This window comes from Nitrosomonas ureae (assembly GCF_900206265.1).
Classification (GTDB): Bacteria; Pseudomonadota; Gammaproteobacteria; order Burkholderiales; family Nitrosomonadaceae; genus Nitrosomonas; species Nitrosomonas ureae_C.
Genome location: NZ_LT907782.1, coordinates 1,943,971 through 1,965,232, shown reverse-complemented (window position 1 = coordinate 1,965,232; position 21,262 = coordinate 1,943,971). Strand labels below are relative to the sequence as shown.

The window sequence follows — 21,262 nt, the reverse complement described above, 5'->3', positions numbered from 1 at the left end:
TTTCCAAATGTAAAACGTTATTAAATATAGAGTCCAAAAATTGATACGATCATGACTTTAGCCCATGTGATCATGGGTCCGATCACGGCACCCAGCACGCCGCTGAATAACAATACCAGCAGTATCATAAAGCCATAAGGCTCAATCCGCGAAAACTGGTAAGCCAATCGATGCGGCAGCAGGCTTACCGCCATACGGCCGCCATCCAAAGGCGGCAACGGCAACAGATTGAGTACCATCAGGATAACATTGATTTCAATTCCTGCAATTCCCATCAATGCCAGGGGTTTGGCGAAACTGCTGTCAGGCGAGGCAATGGCGAGTTTGATCATCAAGGCCCAGAAGAATGCCATCAGCAAATTGGCACCGGGCCCGGCGGCGGCTACCCAGAGCATATCGCGCTTGGGCTGGCGCAGGTTGGAAAAATTAACCGGTACAGGTTTGGCCCAGCCAAATAAGAAACCTGCGCCGATCGTTAATTTACTCAGAATAAACAATGACAGCGGAACCAGAATGGTACCTACAGGATCGATATGCCGTATTGGGTTGAGGCTGATGCGCCCTTCGTTGTAGGCAGTAAAGTCACCGAAATGCCGAGCGATATAGCCATGCGCGGCTTCATGCAGGGTAATGGCAAAAATAACGGGAAGCGCATAAATGGCGATACCCTGGATAATTTCATCCATGTTCGATTCCAAATGGATCTAGACTGCCTTTTCCCTGACGCACCAGCGCGGGCACATCCGTGGTCAAATCAATCACCGTGGTCATGTCTATGCCGCATGAACCGGCATCCATGACCAATTCGACCTGATGTTCCAACCGCTCGCGGATTTCTTCCGCATCGTTCAGCGGATAGTCGTCTTCAGGCAGAATCAGCGTTGAGCTTAGCAAGGGTTCGCCGAGTTCTTCCAATAGCGCTAATACCACCGGATGATCGGGAATGCGCAGGCCGATGGTATTGCGTTTCGGATGCTGCATCCGCCGCGGCACTTCCCGCGTGGCCTGCAAAATAAACGTGTAACTCCCCGGCGTCGTGGCTTTAAGCAGCCGGTACTGGCTGTTATCCACCTTGGCGTAGGTGGAAATTTCCGTCAGATTGCGGCAGACCAAAGTGAAATGATGGCGTTCGTCCACTTGTCGAATGGTGCGGATGCGCGTCATCGCGTCTTTGTCTCCCAGATGGCAGCCTAACGCATAACAGGAGTCCGTCGGGTATACGATAATTCCGCCTTTTTGGACGATAGCAACGGCTTGCTTGATCAGGCGTGCATGTGGGGTGTCTGCGTGAATTGAGAAGAATTGAGCCACAGTAAAACGGTATCAGGGTTAGGTTAAGTAATCAATGGGTTAATACGCTCGGTGGAAATATTATTTTTCCAATGGTGCCAGATTGGGGTGCAGCCGTGCGGAAATTCCGGTAACTGCCCCAGATCAAAATAGCTCTCACCGGGACCATGAAAATCCGAGCCGCACGAAGCCAGCAGATTCCTACTTTTTGCATGGTGCGCAAAATGTTGCATTTGCTCAGGCGTATGACTCGACGTGACCACTTCAAGCGCCGATCCACCCAGTGCGCAGAATTCATCGAGCAGATCGCTCAAGACATTCTTACCCAAATCATAGCGTGCAGGATGTGCAATCACCGCCTGACCGCCACTGCCGCAAATCCAGCTCACGGCATCGCTAAGCGAGGCCCATTCGTGCGCAGCATAGCCCGGCTTGCCTTTTACCAGATATTTCTTAAACACGGATTTTACGTCTTTGGCATAGCCTTGCTCAACCAGAAAGCGAGCAAAATGCGTGCGTCCGATCAAGCGCCGTTCGCCGACATGCGCATACGCGCCGGAGAGGCTATCGGGAATGCCGACTTTTTCCAGTTCCCGCGCGATATTTTCGGCACGCTGCGCGCGCCCCGCGCGAATAGCCGCCAACCCTTCGACTAGCGGTGCATAAGCCGGATCAATATCCAGTCCGATAATATGCAAAGTACGGCCGCGCCAGCTCACGGAGATTTCCACACCATTTATAAATGTGATACTTTTGGCTTCGGCCATCTGCCGCGCTTCAGCTAACCCGGTAATATCATCGTGATCGGTTAGCGCCAGTATTTCGACGCCGCGCATTGCGGCACGCTCAACCAGTTGAGCCGGTGGTAAAACGCCATCAGAAATGTTGGAATGACAATGCAGATCAATGTTAGGCATGAGGCAATTCGTAGCAACGCAGGACATGCATGATAGCAAATAACCGCATTGAAGAGAAATCATTGCGTTGGATAATGAAAGAGATAGTTAGTATCCTGAAAGAAGAATCGTTTTACAAGGAACCCTAATGAATAGACTACTGGAAATCCGTGACCATCTTTCCGCTGCTCCGCATCGCAGCTTGTTTTTGGCGGGCGCCTTACAGGGCGTACTGACGGTGCTGTGGTGGGTGTTTGACTTGGCCGGGCGTTATGGCGTTGCCGGATCGATGGCTCACTGGAGCATTGCCCCCACCTGGGCGCATGCGTTTCTGATGGTGTATGGTTTTTTCCCGTTCTTTATTTTAGGTTTTTTGTTTACCACATATCCCAACTGGATGAACGGCGCTAAAGTGAAACCCCGCCAATATGTCGCCACCTGCGCATTGATGGCGGCAGGTGTGGTACTGCTTTATGTCGGTTTGTTGACGCACAAAGCGATCATCATTCTCGGCATCGAACTGATGTTGATCGGGTGGGGTGTCGCGGTCTATGTGTTATACCGCATCCTGTTGAGCACACCGGATCAGGACAAACGCCATGCCAGGGTCATCAGCATTGCGCTGCTAATGGGCTGGCTGGGCGTGGCGGCGTATTTGCTTTGGCTGGTGACGGAAGATCCGACCATGCTGAACTTTGCGCGTCATGCCGGGGTTTGGTTCTTTTTGCTGCCGATCGTGCTGACCGTTTCGCATCGCATGATCCCGTTTTTCTCCAGCCGTGTGCTGGACAATTATGAAATGGTGCGGCCCTACTGGATGCTATGGCTGATGCTCGCCTGCATTGCGGCGCACGGCAGCCTGCAATGGCTGGAACTGCCCGCTTATCTGTGGATTGTCGATTTCCCGCTGGCAGGTTGCGCGCTTTATCTGTCGTACCGCTGGGGATTCTTGCGCAGTTTTAGCGTGAGCTTGCTGGCAGTATTGCACTTCTCTTTTGCCTGGCTGGGTGTCGCCATGTTGCTGTATGGTTTGCAAAGCCTGGTGTATTTCGCCTCCGGCAACCTGATTCTGGGTCTCGCCCCCTTGCATGCACTGGGCATCGGTTTCTTTGCCAGCATGATCCTGGCGATGGCTTCACGTGTCACCATCGGCCATTCGGGTCGTCCGTTGGAGCTGGATCGGTTAACCTGGGTACTGTTTCTGGGATTCCAGGCAACCGCCGTGCTGCGGATTCTGGCCGATCTCGTACCTGCGATAGCGCCGTTGCTCTATGTCGTGGCCGGACTCGTTTGGCTGGCTTGCTTTGGATTATGGGCGATTAAGTATGCACCGATTTACTGGCGCGCGAGGGTGGATGGGAAGGCGGGGTAGTCATTGAAGATAGCTTCTCAATTTAACAAAACGTGGTGTGATAAAGTGAAAGTTACGTATCAACTTTAAGAAGCCAGGATAGATCATGAACTTAGCAATGATGAATGTTATATTTGACGTAATGTATATTGCGTCATTCTGGAAAGCCAATCATAGTTAGGCAAGAACACCAAGTGACTAAGCAAACCCTTAAAGGCAAATATTTATACTTCACTGAAGAGGCTAATGCTATTGATTATTTGGAGAGGGCAGGCGAGTTTATCAGTCAGGTGATGACCGATGAAAATGCTTGGAAATGGGTTATGTTGTCATTGCACGGAGCTCTGTATGGTTTTGCTATCGCCGCTTGTAAGGGTTCTGACTATCAATCGGTTGTGAAAATTAGTAGAAAGGGCCATGAGCGGCTAATTACGCTTGATGAAGCCTTGGAGATGTGCAAGGATGCTAGCTGGATGGGGACACTTCACGGTGGATTGCCGCTGAATCTCTCCGACAGTCAAAAAGATTCCATCAAGCAATTAAAAGAAACGTTGAGAAACAGTTTTGAGCACTATATTCCAGGTGGTTGGTCGATTGAGTTGCACGGATTGCCACGAATATCTATAGATATTATTGATGTAATTTACTTTCTTGCGATAGAGACGTTCCGATATCAACATCTAAACCAGAAGCAGCGGGAAAAGATAAAATTCATACTTTTTCAAAGCAAAGGATTGTTGCAAAAATCGCCTTTGCACTTAGAGCTTTTGGCAGCAGAGCGAGCCAATGGAGCTGAATTATAGCTAGGCGCCAAAACGTACAATGTCTAGTAAGCTTAAACAAATGACATGGAGAGTAAAGATGAAGAAGATTATTTTTATTGCAGCATTGATGCTGTCTGGATCTACAGTAGTTCATGCTCAAGCGTGGCGGGATTGTGTTCCCGGTTCAATCGGACCCGGTGGGTGTGATTCAATAGGTCCTGGCGGAGGACGCTCCATCGGCCCTGGTGGTGGTCAATCTATTGGTCCGGGTGGAGGGTTATCTATAGGCCCGGAAGGCGGTCAATCCATTGGACCAAGAGGTGGTCAGTCAATTGGCCCGGATGGCGGAAAATCTTTGCTAAGAGATAGAAGTAGAGGGCTAAATACTGACACAATGCGTCCATACCAAGATCCTTATGGCAATTATTAAGCGGTACTGAAGGACATTGTCGCGTCGTCTTGCATTTTACGACTAAGTAAAATAAGTGTTATTCAAAAATTTATTAGTATGGCTACAGCCTGTTATCCCGTTTGATACACATCATCATGGCTCCCGACATTGATCAAAATAATTTCTTTCCCAGTGATCAGAATTTCCAGCGTGATGCGGTAACTGAGATTGATCGATACCGAATGCAGTGCCGACAATTTGCCTTTGAGCGGGTGAATTCTCAAGAAAGGGTGATAAGGGTTGTGAGCCAGTAATTCTAAAGTTTTGCGATACGGCTCTTTTAATTCCGGGTGTTTTTGTGCAAAGCGTCTGGCGCGTTTCTTATAACTGTCGGTAAAGACGAGCGTGTAGCTCATTTAGAAAATACGTCATCGACATGCTGATCGACAGTATCCTTGCTGAATTGACCGGATGCCATATCCTGCCGTGCCTGATAAAGCGCGGCTTCCAGTTCCATCTCACGCAGATAGTGATATTGCTCGATTTTCATTACGACAAAACATTCCTTGCCGCGCAGGGTAATGATGTCTTCTGTTTTATCCGTAAGGCTTTCTTCCAGACAGGCAATCCCTTTGGTTTTTAGATCGTTGGCTGTAATCATGATGAGTTGGAATCGTATGGTTAATCGTTTCTCTGACTATACGATTCAGAGCGTGGTGTGTCAATTGTATTTAGGGTGTCCAGCTTAAAAGCGAAATGGTATCTGACTGACAGCGAAAGATTCTTGTTCTTGTAGGAACACTTATCGTCGCCGGATGGATCGATCAAGCCTAAATACAATGGAAGAAACAAAGAAGCGAATGGCGAGGTTGGATGTTAATTATGCCGCAGTCTCTAATTTAACCTGATCGATTTCAGTATTGCATCGATTCTCGAGCATGCTGGGTCACTTTTTCCATGCTGAATCCAGCTTTTCTCAATCAGATGGTATGTAATGGATGAGAGTATCAGGGTGCATGCCAAGGTTGCGATAAGAAAGACCATGCCGGCGTTAATATTCAGATTCTTTAAACTCAGAATGATGGGTAGGTGCCATAGATATATCCCATAACTAATTTTACCCAGATAGTCGATAATTTCGGAAAACCATCCGAGTGTCGTATTTGGCAATGCAATTAGAAAGACTATCAGAGCTGCTGCGCTTAAGCCGGTCAGGATCCTGAAAAAGCCCACATAATACACAGAGCCCCAGTAATTAGGCGTCATCCATAAAAGCTTGATCATGATGAAGCCTGCGCTGATAGCAACCAGCGCTTTGATTCCTAAACTAACCCTATCATTACGATTGCCATTAGCCAGAATCCACTTGCATGCGGCAATACCAAACCCGAACACATCCAGAGAACCGGGCAATTGAGCTGTTGCAAACCAAAGCTTGTGCGCACCTGTGGAATGGAGGGTGTAAAACGCCGCAATCTTCCATAGGCAGGCGATTGCACTAAACACTAATAAAATTTTTAGTGGTGAAGCCCGTTTAATCCAATTCCAGAAAATAAGAATGAGAAGATAAAACTGCATTTCCACACCAATGGACCAATTTACGCCATTGATAGCACCTTGCGTGCTGGGAAAAAAATTGTGAAAGAATAAAAGGTGTGAAATGAATTGAAAGAAAATATTAGATAGGGGTGTAAATAAAATTTGTGGCTGAATTAGGAAAACAAAAATGATGCAGGTGAAGAAATATAGCGGTGCTATTCTAAAAAAACGATGGGAAGCATAGGTTGATTTCCATGCGGTTCCATAAGATTTTTCGAGTGAAAATGCACTAAAATAAATGACAAATCCACTGATCACAAAAAATAAGTCCACACCCAGCCATCCGGTTCGCCACCATAAATTGGGCCCTGTCACTGGGAAAGACGACCAGCTGGTATGTTCAATGACGTGGTAAACAACGACACTGATTGCTGCAAATGCGCGCAACTTATCCAGATTTGAGAAACGGATATTAGAATCCCAACGCAAGTCACTCATAAAATTGTCTTCTTATTCACTTGAGAATTTTCGGTTTTTGTTACCGGTTGGTTAACATACCGAAAACAAATCATTTGGAACTAGAAGCAATGATCAATTTCTTCCACTTTATATAAGCGCTGGGATAGCGAAGCGTTTGAATCCGGGGCATATGCAGTCGGTGGATAATCACTGAGCAGGTTTTGATTGCTGCGGATTTCTATTTCGGATTGGGTGTGCTGCTGATTGCTGGCATCTTGGATGATCATGATCCAGTTGCCATTGCCATGGGTGATCGTTTCGTTGATTTTCCCGGGATACTTCGGATCGTGAATCTCGGTGATGTAATACGTTTTTGCCGCTTCATCATGCAGTTGTGGATATCCGTGGACTTGCAACGATTCATGATAGATAAAGTATGTGGTGATATCACGCCAGGTATGACGATGCCATTTCGGCAGGTGAAATCCGGTATCGCTTTCCAGACATTTCACAATTTCCAGATAGTTCTTATCGCTACTGCGATTATAAATCACTTTCTGACTGAGCAATTCTTCTCGCGCAGGTGCTGTCATGCAAGCGGGTAACAAGAGTGCATATAAGAAAAACATCAACCGTTTTTTGGGAGAAAAATGCATAGAAGTTTTAACCGATCCTAGAGTTTCCGATTTGTTGAGAAGGATAATTGGATGAGCAAATTGAATGGTATCAGATACTATTTTGTATTGTACACATGAACAAAGAGCGGGATCATTCAATCCACAACCGGCTGTTTTTCCGAGTTGGTATTTCTGGTTTTTTTGTTTTACTCACGGAAGGGCCGCGGGTACGGTTTTCTGCATACCGTGTTTAAGGAAGGCCGAAAGGAGTTGTATGCATTCTGCGGATAATGGCTCTATCTTTCATATCGTTATGAAAAATTCTTAGCTTATCCATAAGGATAATTTATTGAGCCTACCTTGGTTTATAGTAAACTCTCGTTTCGCTTGTTAAAATTAATATTTTACAAAAATAAATCAGACTCTATTATTTACTTAGGATTGTTCATGAATACCGAAGATTTTCGTCCCGAAAAAGAAGTTAAAGTTTTTTATCCACCGCAGCGGGTTTTGATGGGGCCCGGACCCTCGGATACGCACCCGCGCGTGTTGAATGCCATGGCGCGCCCGACTCTGGGGCACCTGGATCCCGTTTTTACCGAGATGATGGAAGAAATCAAGGGCCTGATGCGTTATGCCTTCCAAACCAAAAATCGCATGACTTTCCCGGTTTCGGGGCCCGGATCGGTGGGCATGGAGATGTGTTTTGTCAATATGATCGAGCCGGGTGACAAAGTGATCGTTTGCAGCAACGGGGTATTTGGTGGACGTATGGTCGAGAATGTCGAGCGTCATGGCGGCGTTGCCGTGACGGTCAATGACAAATGGGGAGAGCCGGTCGATCCACAGAAAGTTGAAGATGCGCTGAAAAAAAATCCCGATACCAAGATTATCGCGTTTGTGCATGCTGAAACCTCAACCGGCGCTTCATCCGATGCCAAAACGCTGTGCGAGATCGCACGAAAGCACGATTGCATGACCATTGTCGATACGGTCACATCGCTGGGTGGAACGCCGATCAAGGTTGACGAATGGGGAATTGATGCGATCTATTCCGGTAGTCAGAAGTGTTTATCCTGCCCTCCCGGTTTGTCGCCAGTGAGTTTTTCCGAACGTGTGACCGATTTGGTTAAGAATCGCAAGACCAAAGTACACAGTTGGTTCATGGATATCAGCCTGTTGCTGAATTACTGGGGATCGGCTGCGCGTACGTATCATCATACCGCGCCGACCAATGCATTGTATGCATTACATGAATCTCTGCTGATGCTGGCGGAAGAAGGCCTGGAGCATTCCTGGGCGCGTCATCGTTATAATTATGAAGCGTTAAAAGACGGTTTTGCGACATTGGGCATGGATTATGTGGTTGCAGAACCTTATCGTCTGCCGCAATTGAATTCCGTTTTTGTACCGGCCGGTGTGGATGAAAAAGAGGTGCGTCGCCGCCTGCTGGCTGAATATAGCCTTGAAATTGGCGCCGGATTGGGTGATTTCGCCGGAAAAGTATGGCGTTTTGGATTGATGGGTACATCTTGCCGGGTGGATAACGTGATTTTCTGTCTGAATGCGCTGGAAACTGTTTTATCCGATATGGGATTGAAAGTAGAACGCGGTGCGGCTGCTGCGGCAGCGCATAAGCGCTATGCTGCACATCCGATGTTCTAAGATCTTATTCAGTTAGTTGCAATAGGTTAATTTGAAACCACTTTCTTGTCGGGTACGATGGGGAAGTGGTTCATTTTTTGTAATCCGGCATGGATGATCCGGTCACTATGGTTTTGGATTTTCCTTTATCGATAGCTGTGGTAGTGCCGCTATTATCGTTTTTTTTATCATTCTTCTCCATTTCAGGGTTGATTAAGATAAGAGCGGATTGGGTTCTGGATCAGCCCAATGAACGTTCACTTCATTTGGTACCTGTTTCACGCATTGGCGGCTTGGGTCTGCTTGCCGGGGTGATCGTATCCTGGTTGTGTTTCTCGGTTGCGATACCTGATTCGGTATTGATGGGTATAGGGTTGTTGATGGTAATATCATTGGCCGATGATGTGTGGCGAGTTCCGGTGTGGTGTCGATTGATGGTTCACACAGCGGTTGCCACTAGTTTCTCCATTGCATTTTTATCGGATACGTATGGCTGGGGGCTTGTGCTTTTCACAGCTGCAGCGGTTATCTGGATGTCGAATCTCTATAATTTCATGGATGGCTCTGATGGTCTGGCGGGTGGAATGACGGTAATTGGATTCGGAACCTACGGTTGGCTTGCCTATGCGGCAGGCAATAATGATTTTGCTGCGGTAAATTTTTCCCTGGCTGCGGCGGCATTGGCTTTTTTAATACACAATTTTTATCCGGCGCGTATTTTTATGGGAGATGTGGGATCGATTCCTCTTGGATATCTGGCGGCGGTGATAGGCATGTTGGGATGGCTTGATCATCTGTGGTCACTGTGGGTGCCGGTACTCATTTTCTCGCCTTTTATCGCGGATGCGACCGTAACACTGATGAAGCGAGTATTTCAAGGAAAAAGAATCTGGCAGGCGCATCGTGAGCACTATTATCAGCGCATGGTGCAAAGCGGTTTGGGTCATCGGAATACTGCGCTCGTAGCTTACGGGTTGATGCTGGCAACAGGCGCAAGTGCGGTATGGGCTAATGCGCAAGATGTCGCGTTACAGATCCGGATTGTGGCCGTTTGGGGATGTGTATATCTGATATTAATGGTTATTTCTGATCGGAGTCAAAAGACTCCTCCCGATCGAGGATAAGAGATATGTTTGCCAACCGATACGGGATCCGTACTTTTATCGCTTTTACGCATGATTTTATTGCTGTCGCCGTAGCTTGGTGGCTGGCTTATTTATGCCGTTTCAATTTTGACATCCCGGCGGTGTCCGTCATATTTTTATTACAGACGCTGCCCTGGATTGTGTTGATCCAAGGCGGAGCTTTTTTGTGGTTCGGGCTTTATCGCGGGTTGTGGCGTTATGCCAGTTTGCCGGATTTAAAAAGAATCGTTGTTGCGGTGGCTGTGGGTTCGGTAGCGGTAACCTTGATGTTGTGGTTATTCGGCCTGTTGCGAAATGTGCCCGGTGCGGTCATCATGCTGGCGCCTTTGTTATTGCTGTTGATCATGGGTGGCAGCCGTTTGATATATCGCGCATGGAAAGAACGCCGCCTGTACAGTCTGGAAAGTTATGAAGCGAAGCTGGTATTGATTCTAGGTGCTGGAAGCACGGCTGTGAATCTGGTGAAAGCTTTAACCGGAAGCCGTGAGTGGCATGTGGTAGGTATGCTGGATGATGATCCCAGAAAACTAGGCACACGGTTGCAAGGTGTGCGTGTGCGCGGGACGATCAAAGAACTGCCGCAATGGGTGCAGAAACTGAATGTCGGGCATGTGATTATTGCCATACCATCCGTTTCTCGGCGCATACACCGTCAGGCTTTGGAAATGTGTTCGGAAATCGGTGTGAAAGCAATGACAGTGCCGTCCTATGCGGACTTGATCAGCGGTAAGACGACGGTGTCACAAATTCGTGAAATCCAGTTGGATGATTTGCTGGGCAGGGCGCCTGTGGTTCTGGATGACGACGGTTTGCACGATTTGCTGACAGGGAAGGTGATCCTGGTGACAGGAGCAGGCGGTTCGATTGGTTCGGAGTTATGCCGCCAGCTCGTCTCGTTTGAACCAAAGCGTATTATTTTCGTTGAGTTAAGCGAATTCTCGCTCTACACCATTCAGGAAGAATTTTTGGCGCGTTATCCAGCGATGAATATGTCGTTTGTAATTGGTGATATCAAGGATCACGCCCGAATGACACAATTATTTACGCAATTTCATCCTACCGTGGTTTTTCATGCGGCTGCGTACAAGCATGTGCCGCTGATGGAGCAGGAAAATGCATGCCAGGCTATTTTGAATAATGTGTTGGGCACTTATGTGCTGGCTCAAGTGGCGATTAATTTTGCGGTAGATAAATTTGTTTTGATTTCCACTGACAAGGCGGTTAATCCTGTGAGTGTCATGGGTGCCAGCAAGCGGCTGGCAGAAATGGTTTGCCAGGCTTTGCAACAATCAATTTCAAAGCATGTGAATGCTGACCGGAACTATCCATCGCGCCAAACCTGTTTTGTGATGGTGCGGTTTGGCAATGTGTTGGGCAGTACCGGCAGTGTCATTCCGAAATTCCGTGAACAGATTGCCAAAGGAGGACCGATTACCATCACCCATCCGGACATGACACGTTATTTCATGTCCATTCCGGAAGCTGCGCAACTGGTTTTACAGGCCGGACTGATGGGGGGTACGCAAGGTGGCGGTGAAATTTTTGTGCTGGATATGGGGGATCCTGTCAAGATCGTTGATCTGGCCAATGATTTGATCCATTTGTCCGGTTTGGCGGAAGGAGATATTCGTATTGAATTTACGGGATTGCGCCCGGGTGAAAAAATACACGAGGAATTACTGGCGACGAGTGAAAGTACGCTTCCGACACCTCATCAGAAATTACGTATTGCGCAGGCATGTCAGGTTGATGAGCAGTGGTTGTCGGAGCTGGTGGCTTGGTTGGATAAAGTGACCGTACTAAGTGATCAGGAAGTCCGTGATGAACTGATTAAGTGGGTGCCAGAATACACTCATAGGGAAGTGAGGCATTGAGTTTATTAAATATTTCTGAAGAATGGATGCTAATGATTGATAATCCGATTTTCTTGCCTTAACTGAGAATAGTCTATGGTTTTCAAGTTTTCTGTGATGCATCCATTTTCCAAAACTACAATTCGATCAATCTTTTTTAAGTGTGGAATCTGTTGATTGAAAATCAACGTGGTGCGATTTTGTATCAATTTTTCTAAAGCGAAGAGCAGTTCTGCGGAATCAGGTTCTGGTGCTGCAAGTACTTCATCTAAAATTAATAGAGGGGAATTTTTTAAAAATGCCCGTGCGATGGCGAGCTGAATCAATTGTTTTTTGCTGATTTCATTGCCATTCTGGTTAATTTGAGTTTGTAAGCCTTCAGGCATTCGACGAATAAATTCCATCGCATGGGAGGCATGTGCGGCAGCAGTTATTTTTGCTTCATTGGCGCAACGCATTGCGCCGTAGGCGATGTTGCCGGCAATTCTTTCGTCGAGCAGGAAGGGATCGGCGGATACTAGGGAAATATTTCTATGTATTTGATTTATAGCTATTTTATCGAGAGGGTATTCATCCAGCAATATTCTTCCGTAAGAAGGTTGCCGCAAGCGGAGTATCAAATCAATAAGTACACTTTTCTCAGTTTCCGTATAACCCTTAAAAACAATAACTTCTGATGGCTTAATTGTTAAGTTTATATGGCTCAGAATGGGTTTTGTTTGGAGTGAGTCATGGATGCGTATTTGTTCAAATACCAGTTTGCCGCGGATCTGCTGAACACTGAGAGTGCCTACATCCTGTTCGGGAGCGAGATCTAGAAACGAAAAAGTAGCTTCTATCATTTCCCGGTCGTGTTCAAGTTCTCTGGGAATGCTTGCGATTCGTCGAAGCGGGAGAATAAGGAGTAATGCAATGGCTATCAAAGCGCCTGCTTCGGATATACTTAGCGCATCATTCGTAGCCTGCAATGCCATCATGTAAGTAACAGCGATAAGCATCAATGCAGTGATAAGCTGACGTGAAGAGATAACCATGGCCACGATTTTTGCGGATTGCATTTCAGTGTGAAACAGCGTATCTGAAATTCTTCCAAGCCGTTGGCTTTCGTCGGTTTGTCCGCCATCCAGCCTGATTTTCCGGGAATGCTTGATTGACTGTTTAATGTGCCCGATCAAATTTCTCAAAGTTAATGAGTTATGCTGATCGGTTTTGTTGAAATAACTGTTAATCATTTCGTGCACTAATATGATGAATGGTGTCACCAGCAGTAATAGCAATGAGAATTCCTGATTAAGATATAGCGCGCAGATCAATAATCCCATGATAGTAAGACTATCTTGCACCAACTGGGCAATGTGACGGACTGTGGTCTGAGTGATTCTACTGATGTGAGAGACCAATGTGTCGATTTGATTATTGTGATTAAGATAAGCGTAATAATTTACCGGCAGCGACATAAGTTTATGAAAAAAATCCATGCGCAAATCAGTTCCCAGTTTGCCGCTGATCGTGCTGATATAATAAATACTGATGTAACCAAAAATCCAGCGTACGACAAATAATGCAATGATTGTCAATAACGCTTGCTGTATCAATGATAAATCCTTCAGAACAAATATGCTGGTTAGTAATTGTTCAATCAGTATGGGCAGATAAGCCATACTTACCGCCAAGATCAGCATGGCAAATAATATGCACAAAAGTGGTTTCCCATAGGGTGCAAGTTTTCTAAGTAAACGAAAATAGAGTTGCGGAAGGATCATAAGTGTAATTCTACATCAACATACCGTGGTTATTGCATCGTGTAATTTTCTGGAATATGAACTGGATATAGTACAATCGCTGTTCTTTCTAGTGAATGGGTCAGGATGGAAATGAGCTTTGACAAGTTTGTGAACATCACGAGGTTATGAATGCCAATATTATATACTTCTGATAAAACAAGGGACTTTCCAGGAGCAGTTGTTCCCCGGCGCAAGGGTATCGTGCTTGCGGGCGGTTCCGGGACGCGGCTTTATCCCGTCACACAAGTGGTATCCAAGCAATTGTTGCCTGTGTTCGATAAGCCCATGATTTATTATCCGCTTAGTACGTTGATGTTGGCAGGCATTCGAGAGATTCTGATAATTTCGACACCGCGTGATGTTGTCAATTATCAACAATTATTGCGCGATGGAAATCAATGGGGGTTGAGTATCAGCTACGCTGAGCAACCTTCACCCGATGGTCTGGCGCAAGCCTTCCTGATTGGCGAGTCATTTATAGGTAACGATTGTTCAGCGTTGGTATTGGGCGATAATATTTTTTATGGACATGATTTTCATGACTTGCTGTTGAGCGCGATGCTGCGTACTAGCGGGGCCAGCGTTTTCGCCTATCACGTGCACGATCCGGATCGATATGGCGTAGTCGAGTTTGATTCTGACGGCAAGGTGTTGAATTTGGAGGAAAAGCCTCAACATCCCAAATCCAATTATGCGGTAACAGGACTCTATTTTTATGATCAGCATGTGGTTGATTACGCTAAAAGCCTGAAACCTTCCAGCCGCAACGAGCTGGAAATCACTGATTTAAATCGTGTTTATCTTGAACATTCGGCACTTAACGTGGAAATCATGCGACGCGGTTACGCTTGGTTGGATACCGGTACGCATGAATCGTTGCTTGACGCAAGTCAGTTTGTTGCGACCATCGAACGACGGCAGGGATTGAAAATTGCCTGCCCGGAAGAAATCGCATTTTTGCGCGGTTGGATTAGTGCGGTACAACTGGAGACACTGGCAACCCCACTGGCAAAGAATGGATATGGTCAGTACTTGTTGCATGTATTGAAACGTGAATTTTGACTTAGGTATATATCGGATGAAATCGACCCCACTTGCAATTCCGGATGTTCTGCTGATCGAACCCAAGGTTTTCGGCGATGAGCGCGGATTTTTCTATGAGAGTTTTAATCAACGTAGTTTTGAATCAGTTATTGGAAGATCAGTGCAATTTGTGCAAAGCAATCATTCGCGCTCTGCGCGCAATGTTTTGCGCGGCTTGCATTATCAGATCAAACAAGCGCAAGGGAAACTTGCACGCGTGGTAGCAGGGGAAGTGTTTGATATAGCTGTGGATATTCGTCGCTCTTCACCGACTTTTGGAAAATGGGTGGGTGGAATACTGAACGCCGAGAACAAAAATCAATTATGGATTCCACCAGGCTTCGCGCATGGTTTCGTTGTGCTGTCCGATTACGCCGAGTTTCTGTATAACACTACTGATTACTGGGCGCCCGAGCATGAGCGTTGTATTGTTTGGAATGATCCTATGTTGGCCATTGACTGGCCGATTATCGGATCACCTGTACTATCCGACAAAGATGCATGCGGAACAACATTCGAGAAGGCTGAGGTCTATGATTAGCTTGCAATTTTTAGTAGTGGAATTGCAAATATGATCAGAATTTTTCTGAATTAATGGCCAAACAAAAAATCGTATTTTCTTGTGTTGAGTGTGGTGGGCAAACCTTGAAATGGCAAGGTCAATGTCCGCATTGCCAGGCATGGAATACTTTGATAGAAACACTGGCAGAGAAAGCTGTGTCGCGCTTCAGTCCAGTATCGGAAATCGGTCAGGTACAAAACTTAAGCACTATCGAGGCGCGAGAAGAAGCGCGCTATCCAACCGGTATTGAAGAGCTTGATCGTGTGCTGGGTGGTGGATTGGTGCATGGGGGTGTGGTGTTGCTGGGCGGAGATCCGGGGATCGGTAAATCAACCTTGCTGTTGCAAGCGTTGTCTTTTATGTCGGCGCAGTGTTCAGTATTGTACATAAGCGGTGAGGAATCCGCGCAGCAAGTGGCGCTACGTGCTAAGCGACTGGCGTTGAACGTGCAATCTGTCGAGTTATATGCAGAAATTCAATTAGAGAAAATCCAGGCAGTTCTGGCGGAACGTAAACCGTCGGTGGCGGTGATCGATTCGATTCAAACTATCTATTCCGAAGTGTTGCAATCAGCGCCGGGATCGGTTGCACAAGTGCGTGAATGTGCAGCGCAATTAACGCGCGTGGCTAAATCGAGCGGTACCTGCATTATTTTAGTCGGCCATGTTACCAAAGAAGGTGCGCTGGCCGGTCCGCGCGTGCTGGAGCATATGGTCGATACCGTGTTATATTTTGAAGGTGATATGCATTCCAGTTTTCGCATGGTTCGCGCATTCAAGAATCGTTTTGGTGCGGTTAATGAATTAGGTGTTTTTGCGATGAGCGAGAGAGGATTGCGCGAGGTGAAGAATCCATCGGCATTGTTTCTTTCGCATCATGACAAGCAAGTGCCGGGATCATGCATTATGGTTACACAGGAAGGCACGCGTCCGCTATTGGTGGAAATTCAGGCTTTAGTCGACGAAGCACGCTCGTCCAATCCGCGACGACTTTGTGTGGGATTAGAACAAAACAGACTGGCAATGCTATTGGCGGTATTGCATCGTCATGCAGGCATTCCTTGCTATGATCAGGATGTTTTTGTTAATGCCGTAGGGGGCGTAAAAATTACTGAGCCAGGTGCCGATCTTGCAGTTATGTTGGCGGTGGTTTCGTCTCTAAGAAATAAACCAATAGCGGAAAAAATGATTGTGATCGGCGAGATTGGTTTGGCTGGAGAAATACGGCCGGTGCAACGAGGGCAGGAGCGACTTAAAGAGGCCGCAAAACTTGGTTTTAAACAGGCCATTATTCCCTTGGCCAATAAACCCAAGCAGACCATTGCAGGTATCAAAATCATTGCCGTTGGCCGAATCGGAGAAGCTGTTGGGCAGATGTATTGAAATGCTTTATAGGTCAACTGTCAAGGAATTCAGAATGATTGGAGTTGCCCCCTTTGAACGGACACATTATGTTCTGTTTAAAGGAGAAGAAATATGACACAAAACTACAAACCTGCCTACCCGGCGGAGTTTCGCCAACAGATGGTGGAATTGGTAGCATTGGGCAAATGCCCTAAGCAATTATCCAAGGAATTTGGTTGCCACTACACTTCGATAAAAACTTGGTGTCGAGCAGCAGGTGTACCAATTAGATCAAGCCAGACAATTGCTTCGGCTGCAATATCGAGTGGTCTCCCCTTGAATGTCAACGAGCGACAGGAGCTGATGGAATTGCGCAAGAAGCTCAAGCGTGTGGAGATGGAGCGTGACATATTGGCAAAGGCTACGGCCTGGTTTGCAAACAACAAGGATTGATTGGGAAGGTGTACCAACTAATCAAGGCAAATCAGGCGCAATTTCCGACTCGTATTCTATGTGAAACATTGGGTGTATCGCACAGTGGTTACTATGACTGGACTAAACGCACGCCTAGTCAGCGGGTCATTACCAACTGTCGATTGATTGAGCAGATCATGACTATATACCGAAAAAGCGATTGTACGTATGGCCGCCCCCGCATTACTGTTGAATTAGTCGATCTTGGAATCAGGGTCAATCACAAGCGCGTAGGTAGGTTGATGCGTGAAGCAGGAATTAAGGGAGTGAGCCGCAGGCGCGGCTTTATAATCACGACTCATCGGAATAAGCGTGATCGTCCTGCAGAGGATTTAGTGCAACGTCATTTCAAGGCAACTAGCATCAACCAGCTATGGGTTGCGGACATGACTTACATTCCTACCTGGGCGGGGTTCTTGTATCTGACCGTGGTCATCGATGTATTCAGCCGTAAGGTAGTGGGCTGGGCTTTCGGTGAAACCATGACAGCCAACCTGGTGATCAATGCTTTGAACATGGCGTTAATCACCCGTAAACCAGGCAAAGTGATTCACCACAGCGATAGAGGCAGTCAATACACCAGCGTTGATTTCGGCAAACGATGCAAGGAAATGGGCGTGCGTCCATCCATGGGCAGTGTAGGTGATGCCTATGATAACGCAATGGCTGAGAGTTTTTTTGCTTCCCTGGAATGTGAAATGATCGACAGGCGTTCCTGGAAAAACAAAACTGAAGCAAGACTGGCCATATTCACCTGGATCGAATCTTGGTACAACCCCACTCGCAGGCATTCCGGGCTGGGATACTTATCACCAAACAATTTTGAGAGAAAACTGAATGAGAAAAATCAAATCGCGATAAACTGCAATCCGCTTTCACAAGTTGAGACTCTCTCGACTCCATGAAAAAATATCCGTCAAATTGGGGTAATTCCAGATGCCGGGTCTGATTCGGTGAATTTGCAGCGACAGCTTTGGATAATGGGCGGGCTATCAGTGATAGTCATCATTGCGGCTATGTTGCTGCCGCCTATTCCGCAGTCCGTCGGATATCATCTTTTCGCTGACCGACGTGATTTCCTTGGCATTCCTAATTTCAGCGATGTAGTATCCAATTTAGGCTTTTTGTTCAGCGGAGGCGCTGGTTTAATGCTTCTGTGGCGAGTTCAGAGAATGCCAACGCAAACTACATTTCATCACGGTAAAGAAAGCTTGCCATACTGGGTGTTGTTTTCCAGTATAGTCATGGTCGCATTCGGTTCCATCTATTATCACTGGGCGCCGGATATCCATCGTTTATTGTGGGATAGAATACCTATTGTCATAGCTATAGCAGCATTGCTGTCTGCAACGTTGATCGAGCGTGGGAGTGTAAATATAGGGCTAAGACTATTACCGTTATTGGTAATTTTGGCGGTGTTAAGCGTGCTGTATTGGTATTCGACCGAACAGCAAGGCAGGGGTAACCTGAACTTTTATATCGTGATGCAGTTTTATCTGATTCTGCTGATTGTCTGGATCAGCCTGCGTTTTTCATCACGCTACAGCCATGGTGGCGATATCTATCAGGTCATTGCGTTATACGCGTTTGCGAAGGTGGCCGAGTTATTGGATCGATCAATTTTTGCTTGGACAGATGGCTGGGTTAGCGGGCATACATTAAAACACCTGATTGCTGCGTATGCTGCTTATCGAATTGTACAGATATTGCAAAAAAGGGTGTTGTTAGGATGATGTGCCGGACTGACAGCTTATATTATCAGCTGCAGATGTGAGTTAAATTAATGAATATTACAAATTTTGATAATTAATTCTGAAAAAACATCTGGATTTAATTTTATGTGCAGCTTTGTGATACATCAGAATCCATCGATATAGAAAAACTTAACCCAAATAAAATAAGAAGAGAGTAAGAAATAAAAAATATTGCTCAAAAAGAGGAGAGACAAAATGTGATTTAATCAAAGCTCTCGCAGTGTCATTTAAACGGATGTTGTTTTGATGCAACACCAATCTAATATTGCCTTGACAGGAAAAAGCACCTTATATAAGCTGCTTAGTGGTCAAATATGACACACTTATATTTGTTAAGCAATGTCAGCGGTAAGCGTTTGAATGAAAATTTTCCAGCCAGAAAAAATGCATTATTTAAAATTTAATAATAAAAATTGGCACGCTCAACCAGAATTTCTTGCAAAAATGAGCAAGATGACAAGTACAATTACTTCGAGGGGAAGATCTTGAGTTCGACAATAATCAAGTTGAACGCTCCGCTAACGCAAGCGTTTGATTTTCAGCCTTCAAGCGAATTGCATCTAACACCGACACCGACACTCAATACGCTAATTCAGCAGTTAGCTGGCTTTGATACGCTAACAAGTGCTTTAGAATATGCAGCGAAGGGAGTAACGGGGTATAATTTTTATGACGCAAAGGGAAATGTTCGTTCAGTTCTGCCATACAAAACACTTAGGCAGAATGCTCGTATTTTGGCTAGGCGTTTGTTCGGTTTTGATTTGCCCCGCGGTAGCCGGGTAGCAATCATTGCTGATACCTCTCCGGAATTTGTTGAGTTGTTTTTTGCATGCCGCTATGCTGGGCTAGTTCCATTTGCAATGCCGATTCCGGTTAATCTCGGAAGCCATGCAATATATGTTCAGCAATTGAGGGGTATGCTTGAAAGTAGTCAAGCGAGTATTGCACTAGCTAATATTGATTACATTAATTTTCTTGAAGAAGCAGTAATAGGTGCAACCAGCATTCGCTGGACGGGAACACCAGGAAAATTAAATGAGCTTCCTATACATGATGTAGAATTGCAGCCTAATCATCCCGATGAAACTGCGTATTTGCAATTTACATCAGGTAGTACGCGCACCCCACGTGGTGTAGTTATAACTGAACGAGCCTTGATGTGTAATTTACAAGGTATTGTGCGTAATGGTTTGGAAATAAGACCTGATGATCGTTCTGCATCGTGGTTGCCTTTTTATCATGATATGGGGTTGGTTGGGCTCGTTCTGGCTCCGATGGTTACACAGATTTCAGTAGATTATTTAGCAACTCGGGATTTTGCAATTCGTCCATTGCAGTGGCTGCGACTAATTAGCAAGAATCGTTGCACGGTTGCATTCAGCCAACCATTTGGCCTTAAGCTATGTACGCTTCGTGTGCGAGAATCTGATCTAAAAGAATTGGATTTGAGTTGTTGGCGAGCAGCTGGTATCGGCGCAGAAATGATTCGTCCCGAAACTTTAAGAAACTTTGCTGAGAAATTTTCATCAGCCGGTTTTGATGAGAATGCCTTTTTGCCATGTTATGGACTTGCAGAGTCAACACTTGCTGTTACATTTTCGAAAATCAATACAGGATGTAATAGTCTGCAAGTAGATAGTAAGACCCTGATTGATAAAAAAATGGCAGTGAGATTGCAAGCTGATGGTCGAAAACAAAATGAATTTGTAAATTGCGGGCGTCCATTGCCCGGGCATATCGTTAAAATAATTGGCGAAGATGGTCATCAATTATCTGAGATGATGGTTGGAAGCGTGCTGGTGCAGGGTGATAGTGTAATGACTGGTTATTACAATAACCCAGAAGAGACGAACAAGGCACTTAAGCCTGGGAATTGGCTCGATACTGGCGATATTGGTTTTCTGTTTGAAGGTGATTTGTTTATAACCGGACGTCGTACCGATGTTATTATAGTTAATGGCCGAAATATTCGAGCGCAAGACATCGAAGAATTGGCCGAACAACAACCGGAAGTCAGGTCGCGTGAGGCATCTGCTTTTGGAGTTAATGATGAAGACGGTACAACGACTATTGTACTGGTGATTGAATGTAGACTCACCTCTCCAACAGAACGTCAATCACTGACCACCAGATTGCAGCAGCTTGTTTATATGGCATTTGGAGTCAATTGTGTTGTTGAACTTGTACCGCCGCATACATTGCCAAGAACCTCATCTGGTAAGCTTTCGCGTTTTGCGGCTAGACAGGGATATATTCAAAGAACTCAATTAGTTGATCAATTATCTTTTGTAGAGTCAGGCGACAGATAAAAGG

The 21,262-nt window shown here is 46.0% G+C and carries 20 protein-coding genes; 12 read left to right on the top strand and 8 right to left on the bottom strand.

All coding sequences use genetic code 11. The features are described from left to right. Positions 1-20: 20 nt before the first annotated feature. The 3 genes from CPG39_RS09180 to CPG39_RS09170 are packed head-to-tail and all read right to left on the bottom strand — an operon-like array spanning position 21 to position 2,207. Positions 21-686: a site-2 protease family protein gene (locus CPG39_RS09180; protein ID WP_013646320.1), complete on the bottom strand. Its 666-nt coding sequence runs from the start codon at positions 684-686 to the stop codon at positions 21-23. Next, the gene (locus tag CPG39_RS09175; RefSeq protein WP_096293011.1) at positions 679-1,311 is read right to left on the bottom strand and encodes an L-threonylcarbamoyladenylate synthase; all 633 of its coding nucleotides are present in this window, start codon (positions 1,309-1,311) and stop codon (positions 679-681) included. Before CPG39_RS09175 ends, CPG39_RS09180 begins: the two co-directional genes overlap by 8 nt. A 23-nt stretch (positions 1,312-1,334) precedes the next feature. Beyond that, complete coding sequence (locus CPG39_RS09170) at positions 1,335-2,207, bottom strand: 3',5'-nucleoside bisphosphate phosphatase (RefSeq protein WP_096293010.1); 873 nt, start codon at positions 2,205-2,207, stop codon at positions 1,335-1,337. Positions 2,208-2,334: 127 nt separating this feature from the next. Here CPG39_RS09170 and CPG39_RS09165 point away from each other — a divergent pair, with 127 nt between their 5' ends. The 3 genes from CPG39_RS09165 to CPG39_RS09155 all read left to right on the top strand — a co-directional run bounded on the left by CPG39_RS09165 (position 2,335) and on the right by CPG39_RS09155 (position 4,731). Then, positions 2,335-3,558, top strand: a complete 1,224-nt coding sequence (locus CPG39_RS09165) for an NnrS family protein (protein ID WP_096293009.1) — start codon at positions 2,335-2,337, stop codon at positions 3,556-3,558. A 173-nt stretch (positions 3,559-3,731) separates the two neighbouring features. Beyond that, positions 3,732-4,340 (top strand): hypothetical protein, encoded by a 609-nt coding sequence (locus CPG39_RS09160; protein WP_096293008.1) that lies wholly within the window; start codon positions 3,732-3,734, stop codon positions 4,338-4,340. Positions 4,341-4,398: 58 nt separating this feature from the next. Beyond that, entirely contained in the window at positions 4,399-4,731 is a 333-nt protein-coding gene (locus CPG39_RS09155; protein WP_096293007.1) for a hypothetical protein, read from the top strand. Between the two features lie 92 nt (positions 4,732-4,823). Here CPG39_RS09155 and CPG39_RS09150 read toward each other — a convergent pair whose 3' ends face one another. The 4 genes from CPG39_RS09150 to CPG39_RS09135 all read right to left on the bottom strand — a co-directional run bounded on the left by CPG39_RS09150 (position 4,824) and on the right by CPG39_RS09135 (position 7,346). Continuing rightward, the gene (locus CPG39_RS09150) at positions 4,824-5,108 is read right to left on the bottom strand and encodes a type II toxin-antitoxin system YafQ family toxin (RefSeq protein ID WP_096293006.1); all 285 of its coding nucleotides are present in this window, start codon (positions 5,106-5,108) and stop codon (positions 4,824-4,826) included. Continuing rightward, positions 5,105-5,353, bottom strand: coding sequence for a prevent-host-death protein (locus tag CPG39_RS09145; RefSeq protein ID WP_096293005.1), 249 nt, complete (start codon positions 5,351-5,353; stop codon positions 5,105-5,107). The genes CPG39_RS09150 and CPG39_RS09145 overlap by 4 nt, the downstream gene beginning before the upstream one ends. 233 nt (positions 5,354-5,586) lie before the next feature. Continuing rightward, entirely contained in the window at positions 5,587-6,729 is a 1,143-nt protein-coding gene (locus CPG39_RS09140) for an acyltransferase family protein (RefSeq protein WP_096293004.1), read from the bottom strand. 80 nt (positions 6,730-6,809) lie between these two features. Then, entirely contained in the window at positions 6,810-7,346 is a 537-nt protein-coding gene (locus CPG39_RS09135) for a hypothetical protein (protein WP_096293003.1), read from the bottom strand. A 408-nt stretch (positions 7,347-7,754) separates the two neighbouring features. Between CPG39_RS09135 and CPG39_RS09130 the strand changes: the two genes are divergently transcribed. From CPG39_RS09130 to CPG39_RS09120, 3 genes are all read left to right on the top strand, one after another. After that, positions 7,755-8,972 (top strand): pyridoxal-phosphate-dependent aminotransferase family protein, encoded by a 1,218-nt coding sequence (locus tag CPG39_RS09130; RefSeq protein WP_096293002.1) that lies wholly within the window; start codon positions 7,755-7,757, stop codon positions 8,970-8,972. An 89-nt stretch (positions 8,973-9,061) separates the two neighbouring features. Further along, a complete protein-coding gene (locus CPG39_RS09125; RefSeq protein WP_096293001.1) occupies positions 9,062-10,075 on the top strand; it encodes an MraY family glycosyltransferase in 1,014 nt (337 codons plus the stop codon). 5 nt (positions 10,076-10,080) lie between these two features. Continuing rightward, positions 10,081-11,970: a polysaccharide biosynthesis protein gene (locus CPG39_RS09120; RefSeq protein ID WP_096293000.1), complete on the top strand. Its 1,890-nt coding sequence runs from the start codon at positions 10,081-10,083 to the stop codon at positions 11,968-11,970. A 29-nt stretch (positions 11,971-11,999) separates the two neighbouring features. On the opposite strand, the gene CPG39_RS09115 is transcribed toward CPG39_RS09120, so the two are convergent. After that, a complete protein-coding gene (locus CPG39_RS09115; RefSeq protein ID WP_096292999.1) occupies positions 12,000-13,712 on the bottom strand; it encodes an ABC transporter transmembrane domain-containing protein in 1,713 nt (570 codons plus the stop codon). A 150-nt stretch (positions 13,713-13,862) separates the two neighbouring features. Here CPG39_RS09115 and rfbA point away from each other — a divergent pair, with 150 nt between their 5' ends. The 6 genes from rfbA to CPG39_RS09085 all read left to right on the top strand — a co-directional run bounded on the left by rfbA (position 13,863) and on the right by CPG39_RS09085 (position 21,258). After that, complete coding sequence (gene rfbA / locus CPG39_RS09110) at positions 13,863-14,795, top strand: glucose-1-phosphate thymidylyltransferase RfbA (RefSeq protein WP_096292998.1); 933 nt, start codon at positions 13,863-13,865, stop codon at positions 14,793-14,795. A 16-nt stretch (positions 14,796-14,811) separates the two neighbouring features. Further along, positions 14,812-15,357, top strand: a complete 546-nt coding sequence (gene rfbC, locus CPG39_RS09105) for a dTDP-4-dehydrorhamnose 3,5-epimerase (RefSeq protein WP_013646334.1) — start codon at positions 14,812-14,814, stop codon at positions 15,355-15,357. A 53-nt stretch (positions 15,358-15,410) separates the two neighbouring features. Further along, complete coding sequence (gene radA / locus CPG39_RS09100) at positions 15,411-16,760, top strand: DNA repair protein RadA (protein ID WP_096292997.1); 1,350 nt, start codon at positions 15,411-15,413, stop codon at positions 16,758-16,760. Positions 16,761-16,853: 93 nt separating this feature from the next. Next, positions 16,854-18,100 (top strand): IS3 family transposase gene (locus CPG39_RS09095; RefSeq protein WP_231990265.1). Its coding sequence is split into 2 segments (ribosomal slippage): positions 16,854-17,136 and positions 17,136-18,100, totalling 1,248 coding nucleotides; the frame shifts between segments, so codons are not numbered across the junction. A 75-nt stretch (positions 18,101-18,175) separates the two neighbouring features. Continuing rightward, on the top strand, positions 18,176-18,928 hold the full coding sequence (locus CPG39_RS09090) for an alkaline phytoceramidase (protein ID WP_096292996.1): 753 nt from the start codon (positions 18,176-18,178) through the stop codon (positions 18,926-18,928). Positions 18,929-19,434: 506 nt separating this feature from the next. Beyond that, positions 19,435-21,258: a fatty acyl-AMP ligase gene (locus CPG39_RS09085; protein ID WP_096292995.1), complete on the top strand. Its 1,824-nt coding sequence runs from the start codon at positions 19,435-19,437 to the stop codon at positions 21,256-21,258. Positions 21,259-21,262 lie beyond the last annotated feature (4 nt).

Coding starts and splice junctions, on each gene's coding strand:
- CPG39_RS09170 (WP_096293010.1), bottom strand. CDS start 2,207: ATGCCTAACATTGATCTGCATTGTCATTCCAACATTTCTGATGGCGTT.
- CPG39_RS09145 (WP_096293005.1), bottom strand. CDS start 5,353: ATGATTACAGCCAACGATCTAAAAACCAAAGGGATTGCCTGTCTGGAA.
- CPG39_RS09125 (WP_096293001.1), top strand. CDS start 9,062: ATGGATGATCCGGTCACTATGGTTTTGGATTTTCCTTTATCGATAGCT.
- CPG39_RS09165 (WP_096293009.1), top strand. CDS start 2,335: ATGAATAGACTACTGGAAATCCGTGACCATCTTTCCGCTGCTCCGCAT.
- CPG39_RS09140 (WP_096293004.1), bottom strand. CDS start 6,729: ATGAGTGACTTGCGTTGGGATTCTAATATCCGTTTCTCAAATCTGGAT.
- CPG39_RS09130 (WP_096293002.1), top strand. CDS start 7,755: ATGAATACCGAAGATTTTCGTCCCGAAAAAGAAGTTAAAGTTTTTTAT.
- CPG39_RS09120 (WP_096293000.1), top strand. CDS start 10,081: ATGTTTGCCAACCGATACGGGATCCGTACTTTTATCGCTTTTACGCAT.
- radA (WP_096292997.1), top strand. CDS start 15,411: ATGGCCAAACAAAAAATCGTATTTTCTTGTGTTGAGTGTGGTGGGCAA.
- rfbC (WP_013646334.1), top strand. CDS start 14,812: ATGAAATCGACCCCACTTGCAATTCCGGATGTTCTGCTGATCGAACCC.
- CPG39_RS09135 (WP_096293003.1), bottom strand. CDS start 7,346: ATGCATTTTTCTCCCAAAAAACGGTTGATGTTTTTCTTATATGCACTC.
- CPG39_RS09150 (WP_096293006.1), bottom strand. CDS start 5,108: ATGAGCTACACGCTCGTCTTTACCGACAGTTATAAGAAACGCGCCAGA.
- rfbA (WP_096292998.1), top strand. CDS start 13,863: ATGCCAATATTATATACTTCTGATAAAACAAGGGACTTTCCAGGAGCA.
- CPG39_RS09155 (WP_096293007.1), top strand. CDS start 4,399: ATGAAGAAGATTATTTTTATTGCAGCATTGATGCTGTCTGGATCTACA.
- CPG39_RS09115 (WP_096292999.1), bottom strand. CDS start 13,712: ATGATCCTTCCGCAACTCTATTTTCGTTTACTTAGAAAACTTGCACCC.
- CPG39_RS09090 (WP_096292996.1), top strand. CDS start 18,176: ATGGGCGGGCTATCAGTGATAGTCATCATTGCGGCTATGTTGCTGCCG.
- CPG39_RS09180 (WP_013646320.1), bottom strand. CDS start 686: ATGGATGAAATTATCCAGGGTATCGCCATTTATGCGCTTCCCGTTATT.